This is a genomic window from Selenomonas dianae, from assembly GCF_030644225.1.
Lineage (GTDB): Bacteria > Bacillota > Negativicutes > Selenomonadales > Selenomonadaceae > Centipeda > Centipeda dianae.
In genome coordinates this window covers 1,483,064-1,508,683 of record NZ_CP128650.1, presented here as the reverse complement: position 1 = coordinate 1,508,683, position 25,620 = coordinate 1,483,064, and the positions used below count along the sequence as shown (strand labels likewise).

General features: G+C 57.0%; 24 protein-coding genes and 1 tRNA gene. 23 read left to right on the top strand and 2 right to left on the bottom strand.

Annotated elements, in window-relative coordinates; all coding sequences use genetic code 11:
• The first annotated feature begins 10 nt into the window (after positions 1–10).
• From QU667_RS07420 to QU667_RS07390, 7 genes are all read left to right on the top strand, one after another.
• Positions 11–706, top strand: coding sequence for a hypothetical protein (locus QU667_RS07420; protein WP_304986577.1), 696 nt, complete (start codon positions 11–13; stop codon positions 704–706).
• Positions 696–1,946 carry a methionine gamma-lyase family protein gene (locus QU667_RS07415; RefSeq protein ID WP_425541894.1) on the top strand — a complete coding sequence of 417 codons (1,251 nt, stop codon included), beginning with the start codon at positions 696–698 and terminating at the stop codon, positions 1,944–1,946. The genes QU667_RS07420 and QU667_RS07415 overlap by 11 nt, the downstream gene beginning before the upstream one ends.
• 248 nt (positions 1,947–2,194) lie before the next feature.
• Positions 2,195–3,313 carry an ABC transporter ATP-binding protein gene (locus tag QU667_RS07410; protein WP_304986576.1) on the top strand — a complete coding sequence of 373 codons (1,119 nt, stop codon included), beginning with the start codon at positions 2,195–2,197 and terminating at the stop codon, positions 3,311–3,313.
• Positions 3,306–4,961, top strand: coding sequence for an ABC transporter permease (locus tag QU667_RS07405; protein ID WP_304986575.1), 1,656 nt, complete (start codon positions 3,306–3,308; stop codon positions 4,959–4,961). The genes QU667_RS07410 and QU667_RS07405 overlap by 8 nt, the downstream gene beginning before the upstream one ends.
• A 64-nt stretch (positions 4,962–5,025) precedes the next feature.
• Positions 5,026–6,063: an ABC transporter substrate-binding protein gene (locus QU667_RS07400; RefSeq protein WP_304986574.1), complete on the top strand. Its 1,038-nt coding sequence runs from the start codon at positions 5,026–5,028 to the stop codon at positions 6,061–6,063.
• Between the two features lie 114 nt (positions 6,064–6,177).
• On the top strand, positions 6,178–7,923 hold the full coding sequence (locus QU667_RS07395; RefSeq protein WP_304986573.1) for a sensor histidine kinase: 1,746 nt from the start codon (positions 6,178–6,180) through the stop codon (positions 7,921–7,923).
• A complete protein-coding gene (locus QU667_RS07390; protein WP_304986572.1) occupies positions 7,895–8,674 on the top strand; it encodes a response regulator transcription factor in 780 nt (259 codons plus the stop codon). Before QU667_RS07395 ends, QU667_RS07390 begins: the two co-directional genes overlap by 29 nt.
• A 69-nt stretch (positions 8,675–8,743) precedes the next feature.
• Here the strand turns inward: QU667_RS07390 and QU667_RS07385 are convergent, their stop codons facing one another.
• Both QU667_RS07385 and QU667_RS07380 read right to left on the bottom strand, forming a co-directional pair.
• The gene (locus tag QU667_RS07385) at positions 8,744–9,088 is read right to left on the bottom strand and encodes a cupin domain-containing protein (protein WP_304986571.1); all 345 of its coding nucleotides are present in this window, start codon (positions 9,086–9,088) and stop codon (positions 8,744–8,746) included.
• 172 nt (positions 9,089–9,260) lie between these two features.
• Complete coding sequence (locus QU667_RS07380) at positions 9,261–9,386, bottom strand: secretion protein HlyD (protein WP_071985964.1); 126 nt, start codon at positions 9,384–9,386, stop codon at positions 9,261–9,263.
• Positions 9,387–9,453: 67 nt separating this feature from the next.
• Between QU667_RS07380 and QU667_RS07375 the strand changes: the two genes are divergently transcribed.
• The 16 genes from QU667_RS07375 (at position 9,454) to thyX (ending at position 25,619) form a co-directional block, all read left to right on the top strand.
• Positions 9,454–9,810 carry a hypothetical protein gene (locus QU667_RS07375; RefSeq protein WP_304986570.1) on the top strand — a complete coding sequence of 119 codons (357 nt, stop codon included), beginning with the start codon at positions 9,454–9,456 and terminating at the stop codon, positions 9,808–9,810.
• A 69-nt stretch (positions 9,811–9,879) separates the two neighbouring features.
• The gene (priA, locus tag QU667_RS07370) at positions 9,880–12,294 is read left to right on the top strand and encodes a replication restart helicase PriA (RefSeq protein ID WP_304986569.1); all 2,415 of its coding nucleotides are present in this window, start codon (positions 9,880–9,882) and stop codon (positions 12,292–12,294) included.
• Positions 12,295–12,417: 123 nt separating this feature from the next.
• Positions 12,418–13,302: a 4-(cytidine 5'-diphospho)-2-C-methyl-D-erythritol kinase gene (gene ispE / locus QU667_RS07365; RefSeq protein WP_304986568.1), complete on the top strand. Its 885-nt coding sequence runs from the start codon at positions 12,418–12,420 to the stop codon at positions 13,300–13,302.
• A gap of 1 nt (position 13,303) precedes the next feature.
• A complete protein-coding gene (locus QU667_RS07360) occupies positions 13,304–14,041 on the top strand; it encodes a GntR family transcriptional regulator (RefSeq protein WP_304986567.1) in 738 nt (245 codons plus the stop codon).
• A 27-nt stretch (positions 14,042–14,068) separates the two neighbouring features.
• Positions 14,069–15,433, top strand: a complete 1,365-nt coding sequence (gene glmU, locus QU667_RS07355; RefSeq protein WP_304986566.1) for a bifunctional UDP-N-acetylglucosamine diphosphorylase/glucosamine-1-phosphate N-acetyltransferase GlmU — start codon at positions 14,069–14,071, stop codon at positions 15,431–15,433.
• 152 nt (positions 15,434–15,585) lie between these two features.
• The gene (locus QU667_RS07350) at positions 15,586–16,539 is read left to right on the top strand and encodes a ribose-phosphate diphosphokinase (protein WP_304986565.1); all 954 of its coding nucleotides are present in this window, start codon (positions 15,586–15,588) and stop codon (positions 16,537–16,539) included.
• Positions 16,540–16,629: 90 nt separating this feature from the next.
• Positions 16,630–17,508, top strand: a complete 879-nt coding sequence (locus QU667_RS07345) for an NAD(P)/FAD-dependent oxidoreductase (protein WP_304986564.1) — start codon at positions 16,630–16,632, stop codon at positions 17,506–17,508.
• Positions 17,509–17,539: 31 nt separating this feature from the next.
• Positions 17,540–18,232, top strand: coding sequence for a Crp/Fnr family transcriptional regulator (locus QU667_RS07340; RefSeq protein ID WP_304986563.1), 693 nt, complete (start codon positions 17,540–17,542; stop codon positions 18,230–18,232).
• A 17-nt stretch (positions 18,233–18,249) separates the two neighbouring features.
• Complete coding sequence (locus tag QU667_RS07335) at positions 18,250–18,945, top strand: hypothetical protein (protein ID WP_304986562.1); 696 nt, start codon at positions 18,250–18,252, stop codon at positions 18,943–18,945.
• 35 nt (positions 18,946–18,980) lie between these two features.
• Positions 18,981–19,055 (top strand) — tRNA-Arg (locus QU667_RS07330).
• Positions 19,056–19,183: 128 nt separating this feature from the next.
• Entirely contained in the window at positions 19,184–21,853 is a 2,670-nt protein-coding gene (locus QU667_RS07325; RefSeq protein WP_304986561.1) for an acetate and sugar kinases/Hsc70/actin family protein, read from the top strand.
• Between the two features lie 26 nt (positions 21,854–21,879).
• Positions 21,880–22,173, top strand: a complete 294-nt coding sequence (locus QU667_RS07320) for a late competence development ComFB family protein (RefSeq protein ID WP_304988429.1) — start codon at positions 21,880–21,882, stop codon at positions 22,171–22,173.
• A 153-nt stretch (positions 22,174–22,326) separates the two neighbouring features.
• Positions 22,327–23,049, top strand: a complete 723-nt coding sequence (gene cysE, locus QU667_RS07315) for a serine O-acetyltransferase (RefSeq protein ID WP_304986560.1) — start codon at positions 22,327–22,329, stop codon at positions 23,047–23,049.
• Between the two features lie 10 nt (positions 23,050–23,059).
• Positions 23,060–24,487 carry a cysteine--tRNA ligase gene (gene cysS, locus QU667_RS07310; protein WP_304986559.1) on the top strand — a complete coding sequence of 476 codons (1,428 nt, stop codon included), beginning with the start codon at positions 23,060–23,062 and terminating at the stop codon, positions 24,485–24,487.
• Between the two features lie 6 nt (positions 24,488–24,493).
• Positions 24,494–24,991, top strand: a complete 498-nt coding sequence (locus QU667_RS07305) for a Mini-ribonuclease 3 (RefSeq protein WP_304986558.1) — start codon at positions 24,494–24,496, stop codon at positions 24,989–24,991.
• Positions 24,981–25,619: an FAD-dependent thymidylate synthase gene (gene thyX, locus QU667_RS07300; protein WP_304986557.1), complete on the top strand. Its 639-nt coding sequence runs from the start codon at positions 24,981–24,983 to the stop codon at positions 25,617–25,619. Before QU667_RS07305 ends, thyX begins: the two co-directional genes overlap by 11 nt.
• Position 25,620: the final 1 nt, after the last annotated feature.

The window sequence follows — 25,620 nt, the reverse complement described above, 5'->3', positions numbered from 1 at the left end:
GGCAGAGCCGATGGCTGAGGAATTCACGGAGAAAATTGATGCGGCGCTTGCGGCGTGGACGGTGCTCGATGAACTTCCTGCCGAGATTGAGGGGTTTGTCCTCTCGAAAGTGCGGGAGCAGCGTGAGGCGCAGTACGATTTTTTCCGCTACGATCATGCGGCGGAGCATCGTGCCGTTGTCGGTTTTTATGATGCCGCGACGACCTCGTACAAGCTGCGCGTCGCGATCGGCGTGGTGAGCTTCGCCCTGCCATCCTTCGTCTATGGGGATTTGGAAACGTTTGGGCGTGAACTGCAGCGAAATTTGTCGAACGTGATGCAGGAAATGCACGCGGATACGCTTCAGACGCAGGAACTCCTGCCCATACGTGAGAGCATCGAGACATGGGCATACGGTGCGGAACTTCCCGAGGAGCTTGAGGGGTATACGCTCTTTGTCCGTCCGTCCGCACCCGCGCAGCTGACGAATGGCTCGTTTCTCGTCGTCGATTATGTGAATTTTGCACGGGGAAATGATGTCGGTATCTATTACAACTGCTATCGGAACGAGTTCTTCGGTGAGTATCATGTGGGCGGGATGCCGTATGTGAGCTATTCATTTGATGCGGCGGATCTTGAGGAACTGGAACAGCGACTGAAACTGCATCTCGTGCGCTATCTGCGTACGACGACGGAGCAGTGGGAACAGGAACAGAATGGAACGTGAGGAAACTGTGCAGAGGGATGAGCTGAAGGAACTGCGGACAGCGGTTATGGAGCGGGCGCGTGGGGCGTTTGCACGCATGGATGAGACGGCGGAGATCAATACCCGGAAGGTACTGGATGGTATGCGGGAGTGCCGTGTCTCCGATGCACATTTCGGCGTGAGTGCGGGATATGCGTACAGCGATCTCGGGCGCGAAAAGCTGGATGAGCTCTATGCCCGCGTCTTTGGTGCGGAGCGGGCACTCGTGCGGACGCAGTTCGTCTCGGGGACGCACGCGCTTGCAACGGTGCTGTTCGGCATCCTGCGTCCCGGCGATCAGCTTGTTTCCATCACAGGAGCTCCCTATGATACGATGCAGACCGTCATCGGCTGGGCGCATGAGAGCATCGGCTCACTCAAGGAGTTCGGTGTGCTCTATGACGAGCTGCCGATGCGGGACGGTCGCGTGGACATGGACGGCATTGAGCGCATTGTGACGGCGCGGACGAAGGTTGCACTGGTGCAGCGTTCGCGTGGCTACAGTGAGCGCGAGCCACTCAGCATCGAGGATATTCGTGCGGTCAGCGCACGGATCAAGGCGGTGAATCCAAACTGCATCGTATTTGTTGACAACTGCTATGGGGAGTTTGTCGATACGGTTGAGCCGACGGAAATCCCCACGGTCGATATTATGGCGGGCTCGCTCATCAAGAACCCCGGCGGCGGTATCGCACCGACGGGCGGCTATATTGCAGGGCGCAGTAAGCTCGTGGAGATGGCATCCTATCGTCTGACCGCGCCGGGGATGGGGGATGAGCTCGGCGCGAGTCTCATCTCGAACCGTCTGCTCTTTCAGGGGCTTTTCCTCGCGCCGCACGTTGTTGCGCAGGCACTCAAGGGCGCAGTGTTCGCCGCAGGGATCTTTGAGAGGCTGGGCTGCCGCACGTTTCCGCGTTTTACGGACGCGCGCAGCGACATCATACAGGCGATTGTGCTCGGGGATGCGGAACGCATGAAGGCGTTTGCACGTGCGATACAGGCGATGTCGCCCGTGGACTCATTCGCTGCGCCCGAGCCGTGGGATATGCCGGGCTATGCCGACCAGATCATCATGGCGGCGGGGACGTTCGTGCAGGGCGCATCCATCGAGCTGAGTGCGGACGGACCGATGCGCGAACCGTACTGCATCTATCTTCAGGGCGGGCTGACATTCGAGCACGCGGCACTCGGCGTGATGGCGGCGGCGGAAGCAATCGTGTGAGTTCTGTTTCTGTATGTGCGTGGAGCACATCGCTGCACATCCAAAATTGCATCCATATCCAAAATCTCTCATCATAGGATTGCTCCTATTGATGGGGGATTTTTATTTTAGAAGTGAGTTCAGTTTTTCGGATATTTTTGCAGAATTGTGGATGTTCTTTTGCGGATTCTTTTTGTATACTATAAATAATCAGACGAATAAAGAGCGAAAGGATTCGATGCTGCTAAAAACAATTTGGAGGAGATTCTATGAGTGTAGCGATTCACATTGAGAACGCTGTGAAGAAATATGGTGATCTCACGATCATCCCGGGGATCACAGAGCACATCCGCAACGGAGAGTTCTTTACCCTGCTCGGTCCGTCGGGCTGCGGCAAGACGACGCTTCTGCGCATGATTGCGGGCTTCAACAGCATTGAGGGCGGAGATATTCGCTTCAATGAACAGCGGATCAATGACATTCCCGCGCACAAACGGAACATCGGCATGGTGTTTCAGAGCTACGCGATCTTCCCGCATCTGACAGTACGGCAGAATGTGGAGTACGGGCTGAAGCTGCGCGATGTGCCGAAAGCGGAGATGAAGGAGAAGGTCGACCGCATTCTCGATGTGGTGCAGATTACGGACTATCAGGATCGTCTGCCGGAACGCCTCTCGGGCGGACAGCAGCAGCGCGTCGCCCTTGCGCGTGCGATTGTCATTCACCCGAGCGTGCTGCTGATGGACGAACCGCTCTCCAATCTCGACGCAAAGCTGCGCATTGAGATGCGCTCCGCGATCCGCGAGGTGCAGAAGAAAGTCGGTATCACGACGGTATATGTCACACATGATCAAGAGGAGGCACTTTCGATCTCCGACCGCATCGCCGTCATGAACAAGGGCGAGATCCAGCAGACGGCGCAGCCGCAGACGATCTACGAACGCCCGTGGAACATCTTCGTCTCGACCTTCATCGGACACTCCAACCTGTTTCATGGGCGGGTAAAGAAATCGGGCACAGCGATGAGCGTCGTCTTTCAAAACGGGTACGAGCTGCCGATGGCGAATCTCGGAGAGGAAGCAGAGGACGGCATGGAGGTTGTGATCTCCGTGCGTCCCGAGGAACTGTCGATTCAGGCGGATGGTCTGCCCTGCAAGGTAAAGACGAAGGTGTTCCTCGGCAAGTACATCAACTACAGTCTGGACTTTGGCGCGGAGATGATTCTCCCGAATCAGGCATCGCTTGAGTTCTCGCAGGATCTTGGGCACGCGACACAGCAGCTTGCGGTGGGGGACGCGGTGCATCTGCGCCCGAACGCGCGGAAGGTCAATGTCTTTACCGCAGACGGTTCGCGCAATATCCTGAAGGATGTGGTGCGCTATGAGTAAGCTGAATCTGCGCTGGGATTTCTGGACGGGCATCACGGTTCTGTCCATTGCGGTGTTCGGTCTTTTTCTCATCTATCCGCTCTTTTCGCTCTTTGCCTCGGCGTTTCAGGACTCGATGACGGGAGCGTTTACCCTTGAGCATTTCAAGCATTTTTTTGAGCGGAAATACTACTATCAGTCGATGATCAACAGCTTCAGCGTGACGGCGTGTGTGACGGTGCTTGCCATCATCATCGGCACGGCACTCGCATACTTCATGACGCTCTATCGCATCCGCTTCAAGAGTGCACTTGAGATCTGCATCATCATCTCACTGCTCTCGCCGCCGTTCATCGGTGCGTACTCGTGGATTCTCATCGGTGGGCGCAGCGGCATCCTGACGCAGTGGCTTCAAAATACGTTTCAGTATGAATTTCCGTCGATCTACGGCTTTACGGGGATTCTGCTTGTGCTGACACTTAAGCTCTATCCGTTCATCTACCTCTATGCGGCGGGGGCGATGAAGAACATCGACTCTGCACTGATCGAGGCGGCGGAAAGCCTCGGGTGCAGCGGTGTCCGCAAGGTGGTGACGGTCATCGTACCGCTCATCACGCCGACGATCCTCGCGGGTGCGCTCATGGTATTCATGAACGCGATGGCGGACTTCGGTACGCCGATGCTGATCGGTGAGGGGTTCAACGTCATGCCGGTCATGATCTACTCCGAGTTCATCAACGAGGTGGGCGATCAGGCAAACTTTGCGGCGGCGATGGCGGCGATTATGGTCGTCATTACCTCGACGATCTTCCTCCTGCAAAAGTATGTCGTGAGCCGCAAGTCCTTCACGATGAGTTCGCTGCGTCCCATTGAGACGAAGGAGATGAAGGGCGCAGGGAACATCATCGTACACGCGCTGATCTATCTGCTTGTCGCACTCTCCATGATTCCGCAGCTCGTCGTCATCTACACCTCGTTCCTTGAGACACGCGGCGCGGTCTTTACGGGCGGCTATTCGCTCGACAGCTATACGACGATTTTCAGCAGTCTTGGCACGGCGATCTCGAACACCTACCTATATAGCACTGCGGCGATCCTCGTCATCGTATTCCTCGGCATGACGGTTGCATATTTGACGACACGGCGCAAGAGTGCGCTCACGGACATCATCGATACGCTCACGATGTTCCCGTACATCATCCCCGGCTCAGTTCTGGGTATCACACTTCTCCTCGCGTTCAATGAGGAGCCGCTGCTCCTCTCGGGAACGGCGCTCATCATCATCATCTCCCTCGTCATTCGGCGACTGCCGTATACGCTGCGCTCCAGCTCGGCGATTCTCTACCAGATCAGCCCGAGCATTGAGGAGGCGTCCATCAGCCTTGGCGCATCACCGCTTAAGACCTTCTTCAAGGTGACGGCGATCATGATGCTGCCCGGTGTCATGAGCGGGGCGATCCTCTCGTGGATCACGGCGATCAACGAACTCAGTTCCTCGGTTATCCTCTTCACGGGCGCGACCAAGACGATGTCCGTCGCGATCTACACGGAGGTCATCCGTGCGAGCTACGGTACGGCTGCGGCACTCTCGACCATCCTCACGCTCACGACGATTGTCGCGATGGTGACGTTCTTCAAGGTGTCGGGCAGCAAGGATGTAACGCTCTGATCTGTAGGGTTTTCAGGCAAAAGCCTTTTTCATAGATGGTTTTCTGTCAAAAGGAGGTCTTTTCATGAAGTTCAAGAAAATGGTTGCGGTACTCGCAGCATCCCTGATGCTGGGCAGCGCACTCACTGGCTGCGGCGGGGGCGGCGGAGAAAAGAAGGCGGCGTCGGCAGATGACAACGCGCTCGTCATTTACTGCCCGCATCCGCTGACGTTCATCAATCCCCTTGTCGAGGAGTTTGAAAAGCAGAGTGGCGTGAAGGTCGAGGTCATCGCGGCGGGTACGGGTGAACTCTTAAAGCGCGTTGAGTCCGAGAAGGCGAATCCGCTCGGCGACATCTTCTGGGGCGGATCGCTCAACACGATGAAGCCGAAGGCGGATCTCTTCGAGAACTATACATCGAAGAACGAGGATCACATTCAGGCGGCGTTCAAGAACACCGAGGGCCCCATGACGCGTTTCACGGACATCCCGAGCGTCATCATGGTTAACACGAACCTCATCGGCGATGTGAAGGTAGAGGGCTACGAGGATCTGCTGAACCCCGCGCTCAAGGGCAAGATCGCGTTTGCCGATCCGTCGAAGTCCTCCTCGTCCTATGAGCATCTCATCAATATGCTCTACGCGATGGGCAAGGGCGACCCGGACAAGGGCTGGGACTATGTGGAAAAACTCTCGCGCAATCTCGACGGCAAGCTGCTCTCCGGATCGTCTGCGGTCTACAAGGGCGTTGCGGACGGCGAGTATGCCGTGGGGCTTACCTTTGAGGAGGGCGGCGCGAAGTACGTTGCGGACGGCGCACCCGTGAAGCTCGTCTATATGAAGGAAGGCGTTATCTCCAAGCCGGACGGCATCTACATCATCAAGAATGCGAAGCACATGGAGAACGCGAAGAAGTTCATCGACTTCATCACGAGCAAAGAGGCGCAGAGCATCATCACCGCCTCGCTCCATCGCCGCTCCGTGCGTGACGATGTGGATCCGCCCGTCGGTCTCCTCCCGAAGGATCAGATCAAGATCATCGACGATGATGAGCAGGTCGTCGAGAAGAACAAGAAGGCATGGCTCGACAAGTTCAAGGACATCTTTACGAGCGTGCAGTAAACCGTACGTCGCCATGAAAAATACCGGAGGGCATCCCTCCGGTATTTTGTATTTGCAGAGATTTTGTTATAATGGATGGAAAACCATTGGATTTTTGTGGAAAGGCGGATGGGGATGCGGCGTTTTCAGGATGAAGTGCGCAGCGCACTGCTGAAGTACGCGCTTGTGCCGGGGCTGCTCATCGCGCTCATCTGCATTGTCCTCGCCGCGCTCTATTGGGAGCGAAATGTCATGACGCGCACGGCGGAGGAGGCGCGTGTCGCAGGCGAGATCTTCACGGAGCTGACGCATGAGTACGAGGCACGCGCGGCGGTGATTGCGATGCACGGGACGGAGAAACTGCATACGGATGGGAACGGACAGCGCACCTTCTTTGAAAATCTGTATGCAGAGCTGAATGTACACGGCGCACTTCCACGATTTTATCTTCTCGATCGGGATCGTCATGCACTCTTTCAAACGGCTCCCTATGTTCCCGCGTACCTTGCTCCGCCGACGACGGGCTGGGGTGTGCTCGCGCGTATGGAACGGGCAGAGGGCTGTGTGGAGGAGTTCGTTCCACACGGCGATCTCACATGGGACTATGTGGTCGGTCAGGCGATTCGTTCCGTACCCTCCGCCCTCGGGAGCAGCACCTTCACATCGGCGACAGTGGATGGGTATGCCGTCTTTGTCATTTCCATGCACGAACTGGAAAAGCGTCTTCAAACGGGGGAGAAGATGCACTTTATCATTGTTGATCGCGCAGGACGTGCGCCCTTTTCCACGGTAACCACGTTCCGTGATCCCGTCTTTTATAAGGTTGTGCCCGAACTCGTCGATGCACATGGTCTCTGTGAGGTGGGGGGGCAGCAGTTCTATGTGGCGCAGGAGCAGGTGCTTGACGGAGCTTTCACCGTCTATGCTGTCCTGCCCGTTGGCAGCCGCATTGCCCAGTTCGCAACGGGGGCGGCGATCCTCTTCGGCGTGCTTTTGCTCATGATACCGTTCATCTTCTTTCGCGTGCGGCGCGAGACGTGGGAAAAGACGGAGGCAATGGATGAGATCGTGGATGCGTTCCGCGCCGTTCGTCATGGAAATCTGGATCGGGAACTTGTCATTCGGACGGGCAACGAGTTCGAGGAGATCGCGGGCGAGTACAATCGCATGGTACAGAGCCTTATCCGTCTGATGCGGGAAAATGAGGAAAAGGCACGCGTCAGTGTTGTTTCCGAACTGCGTCAGCTGGAATCGCAGTTCAATCCACATTTTCTTTTTAACACACTTGAGAATATCAAATTTATGACGAAACTTGATCCGAATGCTGCGGTGCGCATGATTACGTCCCTTTCTGCACTCCTGCGCTACAGCATTGACAGTCGTACCCAGTGTGTGACACTCGCGGAGGATCTTCATCATCTCGCAAACTATATCGAGATTCAGCGACAGCGATTCGGCGCACGTCTTTCCTATCGTCAGGAGATTGCAGAGGAGGCAATGCCGTGCTTCGTGCCGAAACTCCTGCTCCAACCCGTTGTGGAGAACGCGATTCACTACGGTGCGGATGCCGAGGGGAACATTCATATCTTTACACGCATCACGGCAGCGGATGGGAAGATGCAGATCACCATCGAGGACGCGGGGACAGGTATGGCGGAGGAGACGCTGTGCCACCTGCATGAGATGATGGTGCGCGGGGAGAATACCTCTGTACATACAGGTCTCTACAATATTCACCGCCGCATCCGGCTGCTCTACGGCATGGAATACGGAATGCAGCTCGCGCGGCGCGCCGAGGGCGGTACGCGTGTCACGATGGTGCTGCCCGTGAACATCGGAAAGGAGAAGGACGATGCTGCGCATTCTGATCGTCGAGGATGAGGAGATCATCCGCCGCGGGCTGATTTCTGTGATCGATTGGGCGGGCATGGGCTGCTGCGTTGTAGGCGATGCGCCCGATGGACGGGCGGGGCTCGAACTCCTGCGTGCGGAGCGTCCCGATGTCGTACTGACGGACATTCGTATGCCGCGCATGGACGGCATCGAAATGGCAGAACGTGCGCGTGCGGAGGGCATTTTGCCGCAGCTCATCTTTCTCACGAGCTATGCAGAGTTTGCCTATGCCAAAAAGGCAGTCCGACTGGGAGCGGCGGATTATCTGCTGAAACCTGTCGATGAGGAGGAACTGGCTGCGCTGATGCGTAAACTTGCTGCCGTACGAATGGGCAGCGGGACACAGCTTCCGGAGGGGGGAGATTGGCAGCGATATTTCGCGGATACGGCATTGAACCCCTATGTGCGTCATGCGATGGAGCGGATTCACGCAGACTACCGAGAGAAACTCAGCATCGAAGTCCTCGCCGAGGAGGCGGGTGTGAGTGCGAGCTATCTCAGCCGCAAATTCAAGGAAGCGACGGAGCAGACCTTTTTGGAATTCTTGACGCGCACACGTTTGAGCAGCGCCATCGCGCAGCTCTCCTCGGGCAAGTACCGCGTCTATGAGGTTGCGGAGGAAAATGGATTTGGCGACTATAAGAATTTTTGTACCGTGTTCAAGAAGTATATGAATTGTTCGCCGCGCACGTTTATGCAGGAGAAAAGGGGCTCTGCCCTGCGGCAGGAGGAAGAGTAGAAACGTCCCCCGCAGCAAAGTGCTGCGGGGGACGTTCAGGGAGAACTGTATTGAGATATAACGATATATTTACGCTGCGGGGAACGCGACGACAAGCATCATCTTGAACGGCGTTTCCTTCGCTGCGTAGACAGAGTGCGGATGAGCTGCGGGCATGACGATGCTTTCGCCCGCCTTGAGTGTGTAAGTCACGTCGTCGATCGTGATAACCCCTTCGCCCTCAAGTGCCGTGACAAGCGCGTCGCCCGTGGAGGCGTGTGTGCTGATGCCCTCGCCCTTCGCGAAGGCAAAGAGCGTGATGCCAAGCCCCTTGTTCTGAACGAGCGTCTTGCTGACGACCTGTCCCTCGGCGTATGCGACCTGCTCCTTGAGCAGGAGTGGCTGTTGATGTTGGATATTGTTCAGGATTGTCATGATGTTTCCTCCTTGTGTGTCTTGCGTATTTCTGTGTTCATTATACACGGAATATCCCCGAAAGAATGTGACCAAAACCACAATTCCGAGAAAAATATTCGGAATTTGAAAAATCAAATTTTTTTCAGTTGTCAAACGTGAACCTTTATCCTATAATAACGAATAGATTGTTTTAGGGAAGCACTGATAAATTCAGCCGCGCCATCTTAGCGCATCTTTTTTGCCCGCACTGTGTCGACAAATCCTCCACATAGCTTTGGCTATGCGTCCGGTTTGTCTCCTTGTTCGGACGAAAAATCTACGCCAATCTGACGGACTTCATTTTATCAGCGATTCCCTAGTCAGAGAATTGAGGAGGATGAAGGATGGCGTTGGATCGCAGTGCCGTGATCGATGAGGTGCAGAAGTTGGCCGATGCGCCGTCGGTCTACGAAGGACTGAAGGCAAAAGCAGAGGCATTTCTGGGGGCAGTGGACACGCCGCAGGAAAAATCTGCGTTTCGGACACTCATTGATGAAATAAAGAGCGATGTGCTGACAATCGACCAGCTCATCGGTTTTACGGAGTCGCCGGACGGTACGGCTGTGTTCGGCGCACAGAAAGCAGGGGAACTTGCTGCTGCGGCGAAGCAGGCGAAGGAGCAGGGAGAGGATACCTGCATCTGCCCCGCTTGTCAGGCGGGCAAGAAAATCCTTGCGCATCAGGCGATAATTGCATCGTAGGAATGTATGGAAAGGAGCTGTTGCACGAACGCATTCGTGTAACGGCTTTTTTGGTGAGAAAGTGAACATATGACCGTTGCGGATGTCTATATCAACATTCCGATCAAAAGCATCCGGCAGGAGTTCACCTATCGCCTGCCGGAAGATTTGGCACAGGTCACGGCAGGGTGGCGTGTATTCGTTCCGTTCGGCAATGTGCGCAAGGAGGGCTTCGTCACCCGCGTACGTCCCTACGATGCGGCGCGGGATGGGAAACACACGCTGAAGGACATTGTCGCAGCGGTGGATGAGGAGGCTTGGTTTTCCCCCGAACTCCTTGCTGCCGCACAGGAACTTGCGGACTTCTACCTTTGCTCGTCGGCGGAGATCATGCGTCTTTTTATGCCGGGCAAGAGCGGGCTGCGCATCTTTCCCGTCTATGTGGCGGCGGATGATGCGGATGAAGCGCACCCCCTGCTTGCGGACGCGCGTGTGCACGCCGTCTACACATATCTGCGCGAACATGGCGGACATCGCATCGTGGAACTGCGACGGGCACTCCCCACTGTCGCGGTGGAGGAGAGCGTAGAGAAACTCCTGCGTTACCGCCTTGTGTGCAAGGAGTACCGTGCGGACAAGCGCGACAAGGCGCAGTACGAGAAGTTCTACACGGCGTCGGAGGTCACGGATGAACGGCTTGCGGAACTTACGCGCAGACCGGCGCAGATGCGGACACTTGCCCTCTTTCGGGAGCAGGACACGTATACGCGCGCCGCGCTTGATGACAAGGGCGTTTCCTTGGCGACAATCAAAAAACTTGTTGCAGCCGGATACCTGACGGAACATCTGCGGCGCAGACTGCGCTCCGGTTACGCTGCGGGGGCGGTCACTGCATCTGCGGCGCCGCTGACGGAGGCGCAGCGGGCGGCGGTCACGCAGCTGAACGCAGGCATTGCGGAGGGCTCGTTTCACGGCTATCTGCTGCACGGTGTGACGGGCAGCGGCAAGACCCGCGTCTACATCGAGGCGGCACGCGCCGTGCGTGCGGCAGGGCGGCAGGTGATTGTGCTCGTGCCGGAGATTGCCCTGACGGGGCAGCTTATCACTGCTTTTCAGAAGGTGTTTGCGGGCGATATTGTCGTTCTGCACAGTAAGCTCTCGCTCGCCGAGCGCAACGACGCGATCTTTCGTGTGCGGCGCGGGGATGCGGGCATCATCCTCGGTGCGCGTTCGGCACTCTTTACGCCCGCCGCCGATGTCGGTGCGATCATCCTCGACGAGGAGCAGGATATGTCCTACAAACAGGACGAATCACCGCGCTACCATGCGCGGGTAGTCGCGGAGATCCTCGCGCGGCGGCACGGTGCGATCCTCGTGCTCGGCAGTGCGACCCCCTCGCTTGAGTCGTACGCGCGTGCGCGGGCGGGGGAACTGACACTCCTCACGATGCCCGAGCGCATCGGAAGTCAGCCGCTGCCCGAGGTGCGTGTCGTTGATATGCGTGAGGAACTGCGGCGCGGGCGGCGCACGATCATCTCACCCGCGCTGCGCAATCTCCTCACGGATACGCTGGCACATCATGAGCAGGCGATTATCATGCTGAACCGGCGCGGGTACTCCACGTTCGTCCTGTGCCGCTCCTGTGGTGCAGTGATGATGTGCAAGGACTGCGGAATGCCGCTCGTCTATCATGCAAACGGTGTCCTCGTCTGCCATCATTGCGACCAACGCGTACCCGTACCCGATACTTGTCCGAAATGCGGCAGCCGCTGCATCAAATACTTCGGCTCGGGTACGGAAAAGCTCGAAGAGGAACTGGGGCAGATGCTCCCGACGGCGCGGCTTGTGCGCATGGATCGCGATACGACGGGGCGAAAACTCGCACATACGGAGATTTTGACGCAATTCCGCAAACGCGATTTTGACATCCTGCTCGGCACGCAGATGGTGGCAAAGGGGCATGACCTGCCCGGCGTGCACGCTGTGGGCATCATCAGTGCGGATGCAAGTCTCAATCTGCCGGATTTTCGCGCGGCGGAGCGCTGTTTCATGCTCATCACGCAGACGGCGGGACGTGCGGGGCGGCACGGTGCACGTGGCGCGGTCATTGTGCAGACGTACAATCCCGAGCACTACGCCGTACGCACAGCGATGCGGCAGGACTACGAGGCGTTCTATGCGCACGAGATCGAATTGCGCCGCGAGCTTTTCTATCCGCCGTTCAGCCGCCTCGTGAAGCTGCTGTTTCGCGATCCGCAGCGTGCGCACGCATGGGCGGCGGCACGGAATTTTGTCGCTGCAGCACAAACGGCATTTGCAGGGCGGCAGGGCTGCGCGGTGATCGGCCCATCGCCGGCACTCATCGAGCGGGAACGCGGCATCTATCGCTTTATCGTGCTTATCAAGACCGATGCTCTTGCGGAGGTACAGACGTTTTTGCGGGAACAGGGGGTACATTTGCGCGATGAGATCGCAATCGACATCGACCCGGTCACGATTTTTTGAGAAATAATAGAAAAAACTATTGAATATAATTGTAAATCCTGTTAATCTGGAAATAGAAGGAAATACGGATGATATGCGAAGCGGCACACATCAAAAATTTCCTCGGAGCAATGGAGGCTTCCTATGGTGACGATTCTCGGACGGGCGAAAATCAATCTGACGCTCGATGTTCTGGGGCTTCGGGATGACGGCTACCATGAGATCGCGACGGTGATGCAGTCCCTCGCACTCGCGGATACGCTCATACTCACGCGGCAGGAGGAGGAGATTACGCTGCGTGTGGATCTGGCGGGACTGGAGGCGGATGAACGCAACTTGGCGCATCGCGCTGCTGCACTCATTCAAAAGGAATGCGGTCTGCGCGGCGGTGTCCACATCGACATCACCAAACGCATCCCCGTTGCCGCAGGGCTTGCGGGGGGGAGTGCCGACGCAGCAGCGACGCTGCGCGGCATGAACGAACTCTACACGCTCGGGCTCTCGGATGATGAACTCTGCGCACTCGGCGCACAGCTCGGATCGGACATACCATTTTCCCTCATGGGCGGTACTGTGCTTGCGACGGGACGCGGGGAGCGTCTGCACCGCCTTGCGGATTTTCCGGTGACCGTTGTTCTGCTTGCAAAACCTCCCGTTTCTGTATCGACACCGTGGGCGTATCGCAGCTATGATGAACATGTCCCTGTATTTCACCCGGACAACGCGTCGTTTATGGATGCGTTGGAGCATGGTGACCGGGATCGCTGCGTGCAGCTCATGGCGAATGTGCTTGAGCCGGTGACGGAGGCGGCACATCCCGTGATCGCCGACTACCGCGCACGAATGCGTGCGCATGGTGCGCTCTGTGCGATGATGTCGGGCAGCGGTCCGACCGTGTTCGGACTCTTTGCGGAGGAACAGGCGGCTGCGGAGGCCGCAGAGATCTTCCGCAAGGAAACGGATGCAGCGGTACACCTGACGCACACCATTGGCAGTGATGGGGAGCAGCAGAAGTCTCGGAGGAATTGATATGCAGGGAAAGTTATCACCGGTCGTTGTCAACAGCTACCAGCCGCTTCGTGAAATCGTCTGTGAGGTTCTGCGCGATGCCATTCGCGGCGGGATCTTAAAGCCCGGTGAGTGGCTCAAGGAGAACGATCTCGCGGACGAACTGCTCGTCAGCCGTACACCTGTGCGCGAGGCGATCCGAAAGCTGGAACAGGAGGGCTATGTCGTCACCGTTCCGCGGCGCGGTGCGTATGTCGCGAGCGTGTCCATCCGCGACATCAACGAGATCTTTGAGATTCGTGCTGCGCTTGAGGCACTTGCCTGTGAGCTTGCAGCGGAGCGGATCACCGACGAGGAGCAGGAGCGGTTGGAACGCCTGCTTGTTGCCATCGGACGTGCGATTGAGGAACATGATATGGAGCGCATCGTGCGGACGGACATCGAGTTCCACGAACTCCTGTATCAGGCGGCGCGCAATGAGCGTCTGCTCACGATCATCGGCAATCTGCGCGAACAGCTTACGCGATTCCGTACCATCTCCATGTCATATCCCGGGCGGCTCAAGGCGACGCTTGAGGAGCACCGTGCCATCGTCGATGCGATCGGCTCGGGCGACGCACGTCATGCGCGCAAGGTCGGGGCAAAGCATATGGAAAATTCGGAACAGACCCTGCTTTACGCCATTGAGGAGCAGGAAAAAAAGACAGGTACCACCTTGGTGAAACGCAAGGGAAAAAAGAGTCAGGAAGATGCCGAGTAGGCGTTTCCGGAGAACGGGAGGAGCATAATGTTGGATTTTGTAACGGTCATCTTGGCAGCAGGCAAGGGTACACGCATGAAGTCGAAGCTGCCGAAAGTCCTGCATCGTGCGGCAGGGAAATCCATGCTGCAGCACGTCATTGATGCGGCGGATGCAGCCGGGGCTCGGCGGAATATTGTCGTCACCGGCTTTGGCGGCGATGTGGTGCGCGAAAGCATCGGCGACAGTGTGGAGTATGTGGAGCAGCGTGAGCAGTTGGGCACGGGGCACGCCGTCCTGCAGACAAAGGAACTGCTCGCGGAGGAGCGCGGGACAATCATGGTGCTCTGCGGCGATACCCCTCTGCTGACGGCGGAACTGTTGGCACGCTTTCACGAGGAGCATGTGCATGCGGGCGCGAAGGCGACCGTACTTACGGCGATTATGCCGAATGCGAAGGGTTACGGGCGCATTGTGCGCCGCGAGAGCGGCGAGGTCTTGAAGATTGTCGAGCACAAGGACGCGACAGAAGAGGAGCGCAAGATTAACGAGGTCAATGCAGGCATTTACTGCTTTGACGCACAGGCACTCTTTGCCGCGCTCGCGCAGGTGACGAACGATAACGCGCAGGGCGAATACTACCTGCCCGACGTGCTCAGTATTCTGCGCGATGCGGGGGAGAAGATCTGGGCGGTCACTGCGGACAATTACGAGAGTACGCTCGGCATCAACTCTCGCAGCCAGCTCGCCGTGGCGGAGCGCATCCTGCGCCGCCGCAAGGTCGAGGAACTCATGGCGGACGGCGTGACGATCATCGACCCGCCTACCACCTTTATCGATGCAGAGGTGCGTGTCGGTATGGATACGGTGATCTATCCCTTTACCTTCCTGGAGGGGAGTACGGTCATTGGTGCGGACTGTGAGATCGGACCGCATGTGCGCTTTCAGGACATGGCGATCGGCGATGCAGTCACGGCACAGTACGTCTATGCACATGATGCTGAGGTTGAAAACGGTGCGAATCTCGGCCAGTTCAACCACATCCGTCCGGACAGTCACATCGGCGCAGGGGTGAAGATCGGCAATTTTGTCGAGGTGAAGAACTCCAATATCGGTACGGGTGCGAAACTGCCGCATCTCTCCTACATCGGAGACTGCGACCTCGGTGCGCGTGTCAACATGGGCTGCGGTACGATCACGGTCAACTATGATGGGAAGAAGAAGTTCCGCACCGTCATCGGGGACGATGCCTTTGTCGGCTGCAACTCGAACCTTGTTGCGCCTGTCACCGTCGGCACGGGAGCCTATGTCGCCGCCGGCTCGACCATCACGCGCGACGTTCCCGCCGGAACACTCTCCGTGGCGCGTGCGCGTCAAAAGGAGATCGAGGGCTGGCACGACAAACGGAAATGAGTATCGTATCGGATTCCTGTATATGGTTCTGAACACTGTGAAAAAGCGCGGTAAACTCCCTTCCCAAAACAAAGCGTGCGTGTTATACTATAAATAGAATTGTGTATTCTATATTATAACTGACGCGTCTGGTTTTTAGGAGGAACAGAGAGATGAGTTTTCCGACCGACAACGTATGTATCCTGACGGGGAACGCCAATCCCCAGTTGGCGAAAGACATTGCGGAACGTATCGGTATACCGCTCTGCGAGGCTTTCGTAGGGCAGTTCAACAACGGTGAAGTTCAAGTGATGATCGAGGAGAGCATTCGCGGGAAGGACATCTTCATCATCCAGCCGACCAGTTTCCCTGTGAATGACAACATCATGGAACTTCTGATTCTCACAGATGCCTGCAAGCGTGCCTCCGCGCACAGCATCACGGCAGTTGTTCCATACTATGCCTATGCGCGGCAGGATCGCAAGACACGCGGACGTGAGCCGATCTCGGCGAAACTCGTTGCCAACCTCATGACGACGGCGGGGGTGACCCGTGTCGTCACGGTCGATCTTCACGCGGGACAGATCCAGGGGTTCTTCGACATCCCTGTGGATCATCTGGCGGCTGCACCTGTGCTCGCGAGCTATTTCCGTGAACAGGCAATTGAGGATCTCGTGGTTGTTTCGCCGGATCTCGGTGGCGTGACACGCGCACGTATCATGGCGGACTTCCTCCGTGCGCCGATTGCGATCATTGAGAAACGCCGTCCGCGTCCCGGCTGCGCCGAGGTCATGAACCTCATCGGCGAGGTCGAGGGAAAGACGGCACTGCTCATTGACGATATTGTCGATACGGCAGGCTCTCTCTGCGAGGGGGCGAAGGCGCTCAAGGAACGCGGAGCGAAGCGTGTGCTTGCGGCGTGTTCGCACGCGATTCTCAGTGATCCCGCGACCGAGCGCATCAATGCATCCGTCATTGACCAGCTCGTCATTACGGACTCCATTCCGCTTCCACCCGAGAAGCAGTCCGATAAGATCGTCACACTCTCTCTCGCACAGTCCCTTGCGGACGTTATTGTGCGCATCCAAAGCCATCGTTCGGTGAGCCTGCTCTTTAACCACCACTAAGCAAGTTCCCCGCAGACAGAGAAGAGACGTCGAAGGGGGCGTCTCTTTTTTCGTACATTTATAGGAGAAGTTTCTTTGTAGGAGAGGTCTATGCACGTTATCATCATCGGTTCCGGTCCTGCCGGCATCTCAGCCGCGCTCTATGCGCGGCGCGGAGGTGCGGATGTGACGATCGTTACGAAGGGGGTGGGGACACTCGCTGCGGCGGAATGGATCGAGAACTACTATGGATTTCCGGAGCCGATCACGGGTGCGGAACTTGAGCAGCGCGGCATTGACGGCGCAAAACGCCTCGGCGTCCGTTTTGTATGGGATGAGGCGCTTGAGATCCGCCCTTCGGAGGATGGTGCACACTTTCAGGTTCAGACAGTGCACGGCAGCTATGTGGCGGATGGTGTCGTTCTGGCAGCGGGGGCGCAAAGAAAAAAGATCTCCTTGCCGGGCGTACAGGAATTCGAGGGGCGCGGTGTCAGTTACTGTGCCATCTGCGATGCGTTCTTTTATCGTGGAAAAAAAGTTGCGGTTGTTGGAGCCGGTGAATATGCTCTGCATGAGGCACAGACCCTTCAGCCGCATGTGGCATCGCTCTCCCTTCTGACCAACGGGCAGGAGCCGGCGGTGATGGTGCCGGACTGCATAGCGGTGAATACGCGCAGGATTGGCAGTCTGGAGGGCGATCGTCGGCTGCGTCAGATTGTCTTTTCGGATGATACGCGCATGGATGTTGACGGGATATTCGTGGCAATCGGGACGGCGGGGAGCATGGAACTCGCACGTAAGTTGGGCATTCTGCTGCACGATGGCAGGATCGCTGTCGGTGATCATATGGAGACAAATGTGCCGGGCGTGTATGCCGCAGGGGACTGTGCAGGCGGACTTCTGCAAGTTGCAAAAGCGGTCTATGAGGGCGCGGAGGCAGGGCTTTCCATTGTGCGGTATCTGCGGCAACGGTCAAAAAAGGCACGGTAGGGGGCGTTTGGTCAAAAGAGGAGGGACGGATATGACAACACATGATGCGGACAGCTATCATTTTCGGGATTATATGGATCAGTTTGAGCTGTGGCATCTGCTCACCAATGCACAGCGGGACGATCTGGTCTCTCATACACGTTTTGAACACTATAAAAAAGGGACATCGGTCTATCGAGGCCCGTTGAGCTCCGCGGGTACGCTGCACGTCATATCCGGCGCATTGCGCGCGTTTGTCCTTTCAGAGGAGGGGCGTGAGTTTACACTCTTTTTTGTGCGCTCCGGCGACATTGGTATCCTCGCGGCGACGACCTTTCCCGGCACAGCTTCCTGTGACATTTCGATTGAGGCAGCGAAGGACACGAATCTTTTTGTTTCAGATACGGAAAAGCTGCGCGACATTCTTGATGCCAACGTCGAACTCCGCGCACGCGCATATGAATATACCGTTGTGCGTCTCTCGGAAATGCTGTGGAAGTTCCAACAGATGATCTTTACGCCCGCAGACCGCCGCCTTGCAAAATTTCTGCTCACGGAGTCGGCGCGAACGGCGGGGGATGAGATCTGTCTGACGCATGAGGAAACGGCGCAGTACCTCGGGACGGCGCGGGAGGTTGTCAGCCGTCTCATGCGGGAGTTCAGTCATGAGGGATTGGTACGCACCTCCAGAGGGCGCATACATATACTCAATCGGACGGCACTTCAGGAACGTGCAGGTGCCTGAGTTTGATCGGAGGGGTTATGCTGAGCTATGTTTTGGGAACGCTTGTCATACTTTTGCTTGTCATTTTGTTCCGCTATCTGCCGCACCGTGTTTTTCTGATCTTTGTCACGCTGCTGCTTGTGCTCGTTGGGGTGATCTTCTATGTACAGACCGCAGAGCGCACGCAGGAGCCGCTGACAATGGCGGAACGTGCGGCAATCACGCATGACCAGGAACTTTTTATACCGTGGTGGGGGGATTATCAAAAACAGATTGCCGAACTCGACCGCACGTGGACGCGCTATCATCAGATTCTCGCGGATGCAAAGGCGGGAGAGCATACGATTGCGATTACCCACGCACGTCTTGTCGATCTGGAACAGGATATGCGGGAACTGCGTGCGCGTATCGCACAGACCCCCCCGCCGACCGAGCTGTCGGATCGTGTCTATGACCCGCTTGCCGTCATTATGGCAAAAACGGACGAATATGCCGCAGCCGAGCAAAAAGCAATTACCCTGACGCGTGCCGCAGCCGATCCGCAGACGATGAAGGAGAAGAATCCTGCCGAGCAGGCGCGGCTTCTGGAACTCGTCATGCTCCGCGAAAGTCCTGTCGCGCTCTTTGTCGGCGATGAAATCGGTATGGTTCGTCACTATTTCGCCCCCATCTCGGCTGCGCAGACGCATACGAACCCTGCGGAGGCGCGTGAGGAAAAATCTCTCGACAAATAAATCTCTTTGGAGTATAATATATGTGTTTTGGTTGCGCGCTCGTAGTCCAGTGGATAGGACGTTAGCCTCCGGAGCTGAAAGCGTGGGTTCGACTCCCGCCGAGCGCACCATTTTGTATAATTGCCCTGCGGATTTTCCGCAGGGCTTTTTGATTATGTTTTTCTTGAAAAAGGATTTTGATGGATGGTGAAGAATACTTATTAAAGGAATGATTGCTTTTTCGTTAGGAGATGAATGAATGGCGCGAAAAGAGGTGCAGGCATCGGTGCGCCCGGTGCTCATGCGCAGCTTACATTTGAAAAAGAATGCGTTTCGGGATTTTTTTTACGAGAGTTCCCTTCAGTTTGGGCGACAGATCGGCAAGGATATTGCGGAGCTCAAGGACGAGACGGCATCCATTGTCAATAAGAAGTATATGTTCTCGCTCGCGACGGAAAAGAGCGGAGCACAGAGCTTTCTGAAATGGATCGCGGACGAGTTCAATGCGGAGGATGTTTCGCATGAACAGGAGGAACGTCTGCGCCGCCTTGTCGCGGAATATCCAAAGATCCGCTCCTACATCCGCATTGAGCAGGATCAGCTCATCTTTGACCATGAGCGTTTCGCTGAGGATGTTGTGGCGGGGCGGTTCAAGGAAACGATCTTTGGTTTGACCTTTGACATCCAGAGCGTGACCGAGACGGCGATCAATACGGGCTCGGTGGCACTTGATTTCTCCATTGAGCCGTTTAAGAAACAGCTTCTCTATGCCGATCATGTGCGTGCGAACATCCAGCCGTACGCCGACCGTCTGTTGACAGATATGAGTCTCGGACACTGGGATCTCTATGAGGAGCTGACGGAGGAGGGGCGCGACGACAGTGTTTGTCTGCGTCTGCCGCCGACGGACTTCCTCGTGGCACGGCCGCCGCAGATGGATGTTATCATGAACGGTACCTGTGCGATCGACTTCGGTACGCGCAGCACCGTTGTCGTCTGTCGTGACCGCGAGGCACGCCTACTGCGCATCGGCAAGGGCGACTACGGCAACGAGCCGACGATCCAAGACTATGAGAATCCGACGGCGATTGAGCTGATCGACATCGAGAAGTTCAAGCAGTGCTATCGTGCGCGTGAAGGGCGTCCCTACACGGAGTGGGCGCAGGTAACGGCATCCCATCAAGCGGCGGATGCGATTTTTGAGCGCCAGTCCACCGAGGGGATTTCGGTGTACTACTCCGTGTTCAGCGAGCTCAAGCGGTGGACGCGCGATACGGCGAACTCGCCGATCCTGAAGGATCGGCGCGGCTACATCCAGGAGGTCAAGCCGTATACGGAGACGCAGCCGCTCGATGCGGGCGGGTTCGACCCGATCGAGATCTATGCCTACTATCTCGGGCTTTACATCAACAATATGCACCGCAACATCTATCTCGACTACATCCTCTCCTTCCCCGTGGGGTACGAGAAGAGCGTGCGTGAGCACATCCGCATGAGCTTTGAGCGCGGGCTGCGCAAAACGCTGCCCAAGGCTCTGCTCGATGATCCCGAGATGATGCGCCGCTTCCGCGTGTACGATGGCGCGAACGAGCCGGCGGCATACGCGATCAGCGCACTTGAGGCATACGGACTCGAACCCAAGCGCGTCGGCGAGGAGGTCGCCTACGGGGTCTTTGACTTCGGCGGCGGTACGACGGACTTTGACTTTGGCGTGGAGTATGTGCCTGAAAATGGGCGGCGAAAATTTGTCATTGAGCAGTTCGGCTTCGGCAGCGATATGTATCTCGGCGGCGAGAACATCCTCGAACTGCTCGCCTACGAGGTGTTCAAGGACAATCTCGCGGAGATGCGCCAGCACAAGATTACGTTCGCATTGCCGCCCGAGAGCGAGACCTTTGCGGGGGCAGAGGCGCTCGTGCGTGAGACGCGCGACGCTGCATCCCACCTGAACAACAAGATTCTCGCCGAGCGTCTGCGTCCCTTCTGGGAGAGGCGTGCGGGGTATGAGGAGTTCGCGGCGGGCGATGGATTCGATACGAAGATTACGTTGTTTTCGTCGGAAAAGACGGGGAATGCGGGCAATCGTGCGGAGATCCGTCTGCACATCGACGTACGCAAACTGGAGCGCACGTTGGAGGAGCGCATTCGGCGCGGTGTTGAAAACTTCTTTCAGGCGATGGCGACGGCATTCAAAGGCCGCGATGTGCGTCAGATTCACATTTTCCTCGCAGGGAACTCGTGCAAAGCGCCGATGGTGCGCAAGCTCTTTGATGAGTACATCGCCCGCCAGATCAATGCGCTGCATACGGTACAATCCGTCCCCGTGGAAAAGGCGGAGAAGGGGGGCGGCAAGAAAGCGGATGCCGCTGCCGCAAAGTCGCCTGCGCAGAGCAAGGATGCGCCCTTCATCCTGTATCTCCCGCTCGGCATGGAGGATGGGGACAAGGACACCAAAGTCCTCCACGATGGCTTTGACCGTCTGCGCACGGGCAAGACGGGCGTGGCGTTCGGACTTCTGCGCTGCCGCAAAGGGGGCAAGGATGTCAAGATCATCAACAAGAACGTGGATGAGCACGACGAACTTCTCTTCCCGTATTTCCTCGGCAGCCTGAACGAGCGCGGCTGTTTCACGGTGGACATCGACGCGCGTGTCGATTACGGCGTGTGGACGTACTTTACCTATGCGGACGAGGATGAGTTTGAGCTTTACTATACGCAGGAACCGCGTGCGCTGAAGGGGCATATGAAGGCGGCAGAGGTGCGTATGGTGCGCTGCATGATTGATCCGCATGATGTGAGCGACGATGATACGATCGGCGTTTACATTCGCAAGAAGTCCCCGAATACGATCGAATACACGGTCGCCTCGGAGAAGAGCCTTGGGGCAAAGACCTACAAGGGGACGATCTATACCGTTCGCTTGAGCTGAGGAACAGATCGGAAAGGAGCGCCATGATGGAACACTTGCCGTTCAAAAACTATATGGAGGATGCCGTCGCCCATATGATGCAGCGTCTTGCGCCGCAGTATCCGGACATCTGTATGTGTGAGCGCTGCCGTACGGATATGATGATGATTGCATTGAACAATCTTCCGCCGCGCTATGTTTCCACCCATAAGGGGGATGTCTTGAAGCGTGCCGAGGGCATGGAGATCCAATATGAGGTGGAGGTGCTGACCGAAACGATGCGTGCCATGCAGATTGTCGGCGGACAGCCCCATCACGGACGCGACGAAGAGGGGATCTGATTTTTCGCAGAAAAACACCCGCAGATAGGATTTGTCAAGCGGGTGTTTTTTTGCTAGAATAAAGGAGAAATCAAAAATGATCTGCGTGTCCGCGTCGGGAGAGGCGCGGGCGCATTTCTTTTGTTGTCTGTGTACTGTGGAGAGGAAGCTGTTATGTTCGGGAGGCTGAGGCGTGATATTCGCGTTGTCTTTGAGCGTGACCCTGCGGCACGAAGCACCATTGAGGTCTTGCTCTGTTACGGCGGTCTGCACGCAATCTGGCTGCATCGCATCGCGCACGCGCTCTATGTGCGCGGCTGGGTGCTCCTCCCGCGCCTGATCTCAAACTTTGGACGGTTTCTGACGGGCATTGAGATCCATCCCGGCGCAAAGATTGGCGAGGGACTTTTCATCGACCACGGTACGGGCATTGTCATTGGAGAGACGGCAGAGCTCGGAAAAAATGTCACGCTCTATCAGGGGGTGACGCTGGGCGGTACAGGCAAGGAGAAGGGGAAACGCCATCCGACGATCGGAAGCAATGTCGTCGTCGCCTCGGGGGCGAAGGTGCTCGGTTCGTTCACCGTGGGCGATCATGCGAAGATCGGTGCGGGCTCTGTCGTGCTGCGCCCCGTGCCTGCTCATGCGACGGTGGTCGGTATCCCGGGACGCATTGTCATGATGAACGGTCAGCGCGTCCGTACGGAGGAGGATTTTCTGCGGGCGCGGGAGCTCTCGCTCGAATGTGAGGAGAGCGCGGAGGAGCTTGCGTGCGAGTTGGATGTTGATCTCGATCACGATATGCTGCCGGATCCGGAGGCAGAGATGATCGAGGCAATGCGGCAGGAGATTGAGATGCTGAAACAGCGTCTTACCGAACTGGAAGAGCGAAAGTAGTGGAGGATATATGCTTACCGTATACAATACAATGACGCGAAAAAAAGAAGAGTTTCGTCCGCTGCGTGCGGGCGAGGTCAGCATCTACTGCTGCGGGGTGACACCGTACAACGATCCGCACATCGGAAACGCACGCCCCTTTGTCACGTGGGATGTCATTCGCCGCTATCTTGCACGCAAAGGGTACAAGGTTCGCTACATCCAGAACTTTACGGATGTGGACGATAAGATCATAGGTGCGGCGAATCGCGAGGGTGTGACGTGGAAGGAGATCTCTGACCGCTACATTGCTGCGTATTTCAAGGCGATGGACGCGCTGAACGTGCGCCGTGCCGACGTGTTCCCACGCGTCTCCGAGACCATGGAGGAGATTCAGCGCATGATCGGGACACTGATTGAGCGCGGCTATGCGTATGTGACCGAGACGGGTGATGTGTACTATCGCGTGGAGGCGTTCGATCACTATGGATGTCTCAGCGGGCGCAGTCTTGACGATATGGAGGCGGGGGCGCGCGTCGAGGTCAACGCGGCGAAGGAGCACCCGATGGACTTCGCACTCTGGAAGGCGGCGAAGCCCGGTGAGCCGTCATGGGAAAGCCCGTGGGGCAAGGGGCGGCCGGGCTGGCACATCGAGTGCTCGGCGATGTCTGTGAAGTACCTCGGCGATGCTTTCGATTTTCACGGCGGCGGCAGTGATCTCATCTTCCCGCACCACGAGAACGAGATCGCACAGGCAGAGCCGTGCATTGACGGTGACGAGAAGTTCGCACGTTATTGGCTGCACAACGGATTCATCACCATCGACAACGAAAAGATGTCAAAGTCGAAGAACAACTTCTTCACGGTGAAGGACATCCTAAAGGAATTTGCGGGCGAGGTCATCCGCTTCTTCATCCTCCAGACACATTACCGCAGCCCTCTGGATTTCAGCGACGAACGGCTGCATGAGGCGCAGACCGCACTCGACCGTCTGCGCAACGCGAACGCGGTCATTGCAGAGCTGTCGGAGCGCGAAGGCACGGCGGATACGGCGGCAGAGCTGGCGGCACAGGCAGAGACGTTCCTGCGGGACTTCGATGCGGCGATGGACGACGACTTCAACACGGCACTCGCCATCAGTCAGATGTTCGGGCTTGCAAAGGAGATCAACCGCTATCATCAGGAGGTCGAGCGCGGCGCGGCATTTGATGCGGCGAACTTCAAGAAGGCAGCGGACGCCTATCGCGCGATGGCGGCGATCATCGGCATTTTCGAGCAGGAGGAAACGGCTGCGGACGATGGACTTGCGGATGCGCTGATGGATCTCATCATCGGCATTCGGCAGGAGGCGCGAGCGGCGAAGAACTGGGCGGTTGCGGACAAGATTCGCGACGGGCTCAAGGCGGCGGGCGTTGCACTTGAGGATACGCCGACGGGCGTGCGCTGGAAAAGGGTTTGACCGCGCATGAAATTTGAACGGTTCCGACAGCTTGTACGCATGATGTTCCTGCCCGATGAGGCGGGCAATATCCGCACGCGTTACGAGAACGTGGATGCAGCGAACATACACCCGCTCGTTCTCGCATACATAGGGGATGCCTACTTTCACCTCTACGTGCGGATGCGGCTCCTTTCTTACGAGCAGACACAGGTGCAGGCGCTCCACGCATTCAGCGCACAGATCGTCTCCGCGCTCTGGCAGGCGCGTGCCTATCGCGGCATTTCGCATATGCTCACAGAGGAGGAGCAGACGATCTATCGGCGTGCACGCAACACGAAGAGCCACGCACCGCGCAGCGCGTCCGTAGCAGACTACCACGCGAGTACGGGCTTTGAGGCACTGCTCGGGAGCCTCTACATTCGCGCGGAACATGAACGGCTCGCGGAGATTACGGAGGGGGCGTTTCAGATCATCGCCAAAGAGATGATGAGTATTCAGCAGGAGCAAGCACATGGAAATTAAACTGATCGCAAAGACACCGAACTACCTAAAGACCTGCTGGACGGCAGCGCGGACGTGCTACAGTGCGGATTCGCCGATCGAGCTTCTCGCGCAGGAGAAAACGGAGGCGGAGATGCTCCGTCTCTTGGAGCGCATTATGACGAGCAAACACCTCTCGGTGGTGGAGCACTGCTCCATGACGTTTGCCGTCAAGGATGTCTCACGTACCTTGCTCGCCCAGTACAGCCGTCACCGCATTGGGGTATCGCTGAGCGTGCAGAGTCAGCGCTACGTCTCCGAGCAGTCTGCGAAACAGACCGATGGTCTGTTCGGGCACGTCGTACCACAGACGGTTGTCGATAATGAGGCGGCACTCACACGTTATATGGCGTGTATGCGTGAGATTCAGCAGACGTATGACGATCTGCTTGCCATGGGGGTTGCCAAGCAGGATGCACGTTTCGTCCTGCCGGGCGGCGCGTGTACGAACTTCGTCACGACGCTCAACCTGCGCTCCTTTATGGACGTATATGAGAAGCGCGTTCGGACACCCGGCGCACAGTGGGAGATCAGGGAGATGATGCTCCGTATGCGCGACCTCATTGTTGCGGCGGAGCCGTGGCTCGCGAAATACATCCCGCGCGGATAAG